Consider the following 5296-nt stretch of genomic DNA (forward strand, 5'->3'; position numbering starts at 1 on the left):
CGCGCCCGGGCGACCGCACGCCGCCGCAGGACATGGCCGCCGAGCAGTCGGTGCTCGGCGCGATGCTGATCAGCAAGGACGCCATCGCCGAGGCCGTCGAGGTCGTGCGCGGCCCCGACTACTACCGGCCCGCCCACGAGACCATCCACGACGTCATCGTCGAGCTCTACGGGCGCAGCGAGCCGGTCGACATGATCACCGTCGCCGCCGAGCTCCAGCGCCGCGGCGAGCTCCAGCGGGTCGGCGGCGCGCCCTACCTGCACACCCTCTCGGCGAACGTGCCGATCGCGGCGAACGCGGCCTACTACGCCGAGATCGTGCGGGAGAAGGCGATCCTGCGGCGCCTGGTCGACGCGGGCACCCGCATCGTGCAGATGGGGTACGCCGGCGAGGGCGAGGTCGACGACATCGTCGACAACGCCCAGGCCGAGGTCTACAAGATCGCCGACAAGCGGGCCACCGAGGACTACGCGCCGCTGAGCGCGATCATGGACGGCGTCCTGGACGAGATCGAGGCGATCGGCAACCGCGAGGCCGGCCTGTACGGCGTCCCGACCGGGTTCGCCGACCTCGACGAGCTGACCAACGGCCTGCACTCGGGCCAGATGATCATCATCGCCGCCCGCCCGGCCATGGGTAAGTCGACGGTCGCGCTGGACTTCTGCCGCGCCGCCTCGATCCACAACAACCTCACCAGCGCCTTCTTCTCCCTGGAGATGACGCGCTCGGAGATCACCATGCGTCTGCTCTCGGCGGAGGCGAAGGTGCCGCTCAACCACATCCGCAACGGGCAGATGAGCGACGAGGACTGGAACAAGCTGGCCCGCAAGATGGGCGAGGTCTCCTCGGCGCCGATGTTCATCGACGACTCCCCGAACATGACGATGATGGAGATCCGGGCCAAGGCGCGCCGGCTCAAGCAGCGTCACGACCTCAAGCTGATGGTCATCGACTACCTCCAGCTCATGAGCTCGGGCAAGAAGGTCGAGTCCCGCCAGCTCGAGGTCTCGGAGTTCTCCCGCCAGATCAAGCTGCTGGCCAAGGAGCTGGAGATCCCGATCATCGCCCTCTCCCAGCTCAACCGTGGCCCCGAGCAGCGCGGCGACAAGCGCCCGATGATGTCCGACCTGCGTGAGTCCGGCTCGATCGAGCAGGACGCCGACATGGTCATCCTGCTCCACCGCGAGGACGTCTACGAGAAGGAGTCGACCCGCCCCGGCGAGGCCGACCTCATCGTCGCCAAGCACCGCAACGGCCCCACCCGCGACATCACCGTGGCCTTCCAGGGCCACTACTCCCGCTTCGTCGACATGGCGCACTGACGACGGCCGCTGCTGTCGAGACGCAGCTGTCTGCGAGGCGATCCACGACGCCGCCATCAGCGCCCTCGCGGCGCTCGAGCTTGCCTGGTTCCGAGACATGCGACGGGGCCTGATCCCCTCGGCCCCTCGTTACCTCGTCGATGTCGAGCTCCTCGCCGTCATCCGAGCCTGCCGGGTGGCGCTCACGTCCGAACCGCTTGAGCACGTCTCCGCGCCTCTGACCGCAGCAGTGGCGCGAGCGCTGCTCACCATTGCAAGGCAAGAGCTGCAGCGTGAGATCTTTGTCTTTGCCGGGGACATTCGCCGCCTCGCCACCTTGGCCCATGATCGGCTGGTTGCCCAGTGAGGTCACCTTGGCCCGCCAAGAGCCGGCCGGTCTCAAGGGGACTCACAGCGTTTCCCTGCACCGACCCAAGGCGATCACTACCGTCGGCTCCGGAGCTATCGGGAGAGGCTTGGCATCGATGACAGTGGATGGTTCGGTAGTACGGCTCGGGACGGACACGGTCGCAACAGGTGAAGCCGTGGCCGGCCTCGGATCGGCCGAGCAGCGGAAGATCGAGTCTTGGCTGGCGGCGCTGATCCAGACCGAGCACCTCGCTCTGCTTCTAGGCAACGGCATCAGTTCGGCGGTGGGGCACCTAATCGGAACCTACCCGCCCTCAATGGCGCAGCACGTGAGCGCCGGCGACGAGACCGACCTGATTCGCGCTCATGCCGAGGGTTCGGCCAGTCAGCTCGGCCGAGAGGCCAACCTTGAGGACGAGATCAGGTCGTCGCTTGATCTGCTGCAGGGCCTCCGAGTGCTGCAGGAGACAGAGCGGGCCGAACAGGTACGCGCGTCTGTCGATGAGGCGATGACCGGACTACTGTCCGGTGTCCTGGCTTTCGAGAAGGCACTCGGAACCGCCCTGCGCAACCGTACCGACGCCGCGCTCGACTTCGAGCGCCTCATCGGCCGATTCCTGATGCCGTTTGCTTCACGCCCGACCCAACGCGATCGTCTCCACCTCTATACAACGAACTACGACCGTTTGCTGGAGGCAGCCGCAGATCGACTCGGACTTCGTTTCCTCGATCGATTCGTTGGATCGCTCGAACCACGCTTCTCGGCCTCACGTATCGATGTCGACCTTCACTTCGCCCCTCCCGGCGTTCGTGGAGAACCGCGCCTGCTAGATGGTGTGGTGCGCTTCGCAAAGCTCCACGGGTCGGTCGACTGGATGGCAGATGGCGGGAAGATCGTCCGCTCGTCGTTGCCGTTGGGAGCTGATCAGGAGCATCCGATGTTCCCCGAAGAGCCGTCAAGAACCGCGGTGATCTACCCGAATCCGGCTAAGGATGTCGAGACCTTGGCCTACCCCTACTCGGAGTTGTTCCGCGACTTCGCCGCCGCTGTGTGCCGCCCCAACAACGTGCTCGTCACGTTCGGCTACGGCTTTGGCGACAGCCACATCAACCGAGTCATCGCCGACATGCTGACGATCCCCTCGACGCACCTCGTCGTCATCTCCAGGGACTCCCTGACAACCTTGGATTCCTTCCGCCGCGCAAACAGCTACCCGCCAGGCCAGACCACGGAACTCATCGGGGCGTCGGTCGGCGGCCTAGCGGAGTTCGTTGACCTGATGCCGATGACGCTTACGTCACCCCTGTTCGAAGCCCAGACTGCCTACCTCGAGAAGGTCGGCGGCCACGAGCAGGCCGTTGCGGGCGCGGCCACAGAGCAGGGGACCACCCAGTGACGCTGACTGCGACCGAGTTCGCCGCCTCCCAAGCCATCGGTGTGGTCGAGTCGGTCTCTCCCCGAGAGATCACTGTCCGCCTCGACCATTCGGCACCCCAGGCGACAGCCCTAAACGCGGGCCACGTGCAGCGGTTCCCACGGATAAACGGATGGGTCCTGATCGCCAACGAGGTCGGCTACCTCGTGGGCACCGTGACCTGGCTTGGCATCGAGCCGGACGCGCTGTCATCAGCTTCGCAGCGCGGCGATCGTGCGCTCTTGGATCTGCCGTTTCCGCGCAGGCGCTTGAAGTTGTCCCCTCTCGGGACGCTGCTCTGGCGAAACCGCCAGGGCACCGGAACGCCTGAGCTCGTACGCGGCGTGGTCAGCTATCCGTCGGTCGGCGAGGTGGCACTCGTGCCCACCAGCGACCAGATCCAGCACATCGCGCAAGCTGCGAGCTCGGGTGGGCGAGTCAAGATCGGGACGTCCCCCTTGGCGGGCGGGGCCGACGTACTGATCGACCCCGACCGAGTCTTTGGGCGACATCTCGCGGTTCTGGGGAACACGGGATCGGGCAAGTCCTGCACCGTGGCCGGCCTGATCCGCTGGTCACTCGAAGCCGCTCGAGAGAACGTCATGGACGACTCGGATCCGAACGCGCGCTTCATCGTCTTGGACCCGAACGGTGAGTACGCCAACTGCTTCGCTGACCTCTCATCTGTGCGGACTTTCCGCGTACAACCAGGGGGCGACGACCCACCGTTGACGGTGCCTGCATGGATGTGGACCAGCGCGGAGTGGGCCGCGATCACTCGCGCAGCACCGCAGACTCAACGCCCGTTACTGCAGCAGGCACTGCGCCAACTTCGCGCTGGCAGTGACGCAACAGACTTCAATGACACCTTGCCGAACCTCCTCAGCGGATTCGCCAGCCTTTGGGCATCGTTCGCGTCCGATGTCTCGTCATACTCGACGTTTCCGAAGTACAAGAGCGTCACCACCGCGCTGAAGGGCATGGCGTCGGTCTTTGGTGACGCGGCCACCCAAGGCCACAGTGCTGTCGTCGACGCCTTGAATGAGGTGATCGAACGGATCGGTACGCCTCACTTCGGTCAATACGACCATGCGTATCAGGCCAATGAAGTCCACGAAGTCCGAGATGCTCTGATGGCGGCATCGGCTCTCGCCGGCGGCCCTTCTCTGCAAGTAGGCGGCAATGAGGACGCCCCGATCTACTTTGATCCAGACGCGCTCCCCGACCACATGGCCGCCCTCGCGCTGACTCCGGACTTCGCGGGCGCGTCGGGGCATGCGATCTTCTTGATCAACCGAATCCGGGCGCTTCTCGCGGACCTCCGGCTTCGCGACATCATCTGTCCGGCGGACCAAGAGACGCTCGCAGAATGGCTCACCGCTGTGATCGGAGAGCCGGACGCGAGCAGCGGCCAGATTGCGGTGCTGGACCTCTCGCTCCTGGCATCTGAGGTCATCCACACCGCGGTGGGCGTCCTAGGGCGCATCGTCATGGAAGCGGTCCAGTACGTGCGACGGATAACCGGCACGGCGTACCCCACGGTTCTCGTGTTGGAGGAAGCGCACAACTTCGTCGGGCGCTCAAGCAACTCTGACGACAGCCCGACGACCGCCGATCTCTGCCGCCAGACCTTCGAGAAGATCTCTCGGGAAGGACGCAAGTACGGGTTGGGTCTGGTGATCTCTTCCCAGCGGCCTTCCGCGCTCTCCCAAACGGTGCTGTCGCAGTGCAACACCTTCCTGCTTCACCGGTTGGTCAACGACCGCGATCAAGACTTGGTTGCCCGGCTCGTGCCCGACGCGGTCGGCGAACTACTCCAGGAGCTGCCATCCTTGCCCTCGCGGCAGGCCATCCTCCTCGGGTGGGCGACGCCGATGCCGACGTTGGTCGAGATCGGCTCCCTGACGCTGGAACAGCGGCCCGACTCCCACGATCCAGAGTTCTGGAGAACATGGATCGGAGAGCAGAGCCACGACTTCACTTGGGCTGACGTGGCTGGACTCTGGACCGGACAACCGCCTTCTTAAGCGGTGCCCAGCGCGACCAAGTACTTTGACAGCGGTCGGGGATAGACGCCGCTTGGTCAACGTTCTCCGCGGGGAACTCGTCAATCTTCACTGCATATCAACAGCTGCCCTCGCGATCACGGGACTGCCCCCGCTTTGGTTGACGCTTAGCGGTTGCGGTGTTCAGGCCGCTTCTGCGGCCGCG

At 65.2% G+C, this 5296-nt stretch carries 4 protein-coding genes; all 4 read left to right on the forward strand.

Going from position 1 to position 5296, the window contains the following annotated elements:
• Window positions 1-1322, forward strand: a 1322-nt coding sequence (gene dnaB, locus ABD671_RS16380) for a replicative DNA helicase (protein WP_344734500.1), incomplete at its 5' end; no start/stop codon positions are given.
• 97 nt (window positions 1323-1419) lie between these two features.
• Window positions 1420-1668, forward strand: a complete 249-nt coding sequence (locus tag ABD671_RS16385; RefSeq protein WP_344734501.1) for a hypothetical protein — start codon at window positions 1420-1422, stop codon at window positions 1666-1668.
• 178 nt (window positions 1669-1846) lie between these two features.
• A complete protein-coding gene (locus tag ABD671_RS16390) occupies window positions 1847-3067 on the forward strand; it encodes an SIR2 family protein (RefSeq protein WP_344734502.1) in 1221 nt (406 codons plus the stop codon).
• Window positions 3064-5112: an ATP-binding protein gene (locus tag ABD671_RS16395; protein ID WP_344734503.1), complete on the forward strand. Its 2049-nt coding sequence runs from the start codon at window positions 3064-3066 to the stop codon at window positions 5110-5112. Before ABD671_RS16390 ends, ABD671_RS16395 begins: the two co-directional genes overlap by 4 nt.
• Window positions 5113-5296 lie beyond the last annotated feature (184 nt).

The organism is Nocardioides fonticola (assembly GCF_039536805.1).
Lineage (GTDB): Bacteria > Actinomycetota > Actinomycetes > Propionibacteriales > Nocardioidaceae > Nocardioides > Nocardioides fonticola.

Coding starts and splice junctions, on each gene's coding strand:
- ABD671_RS16385 (WP_344734501.1), top strand. CDS start 1,420: ATGCGACGGGGCCTGATCCCCTCGGCCCCTCGTTACCTCGTCGATGTC.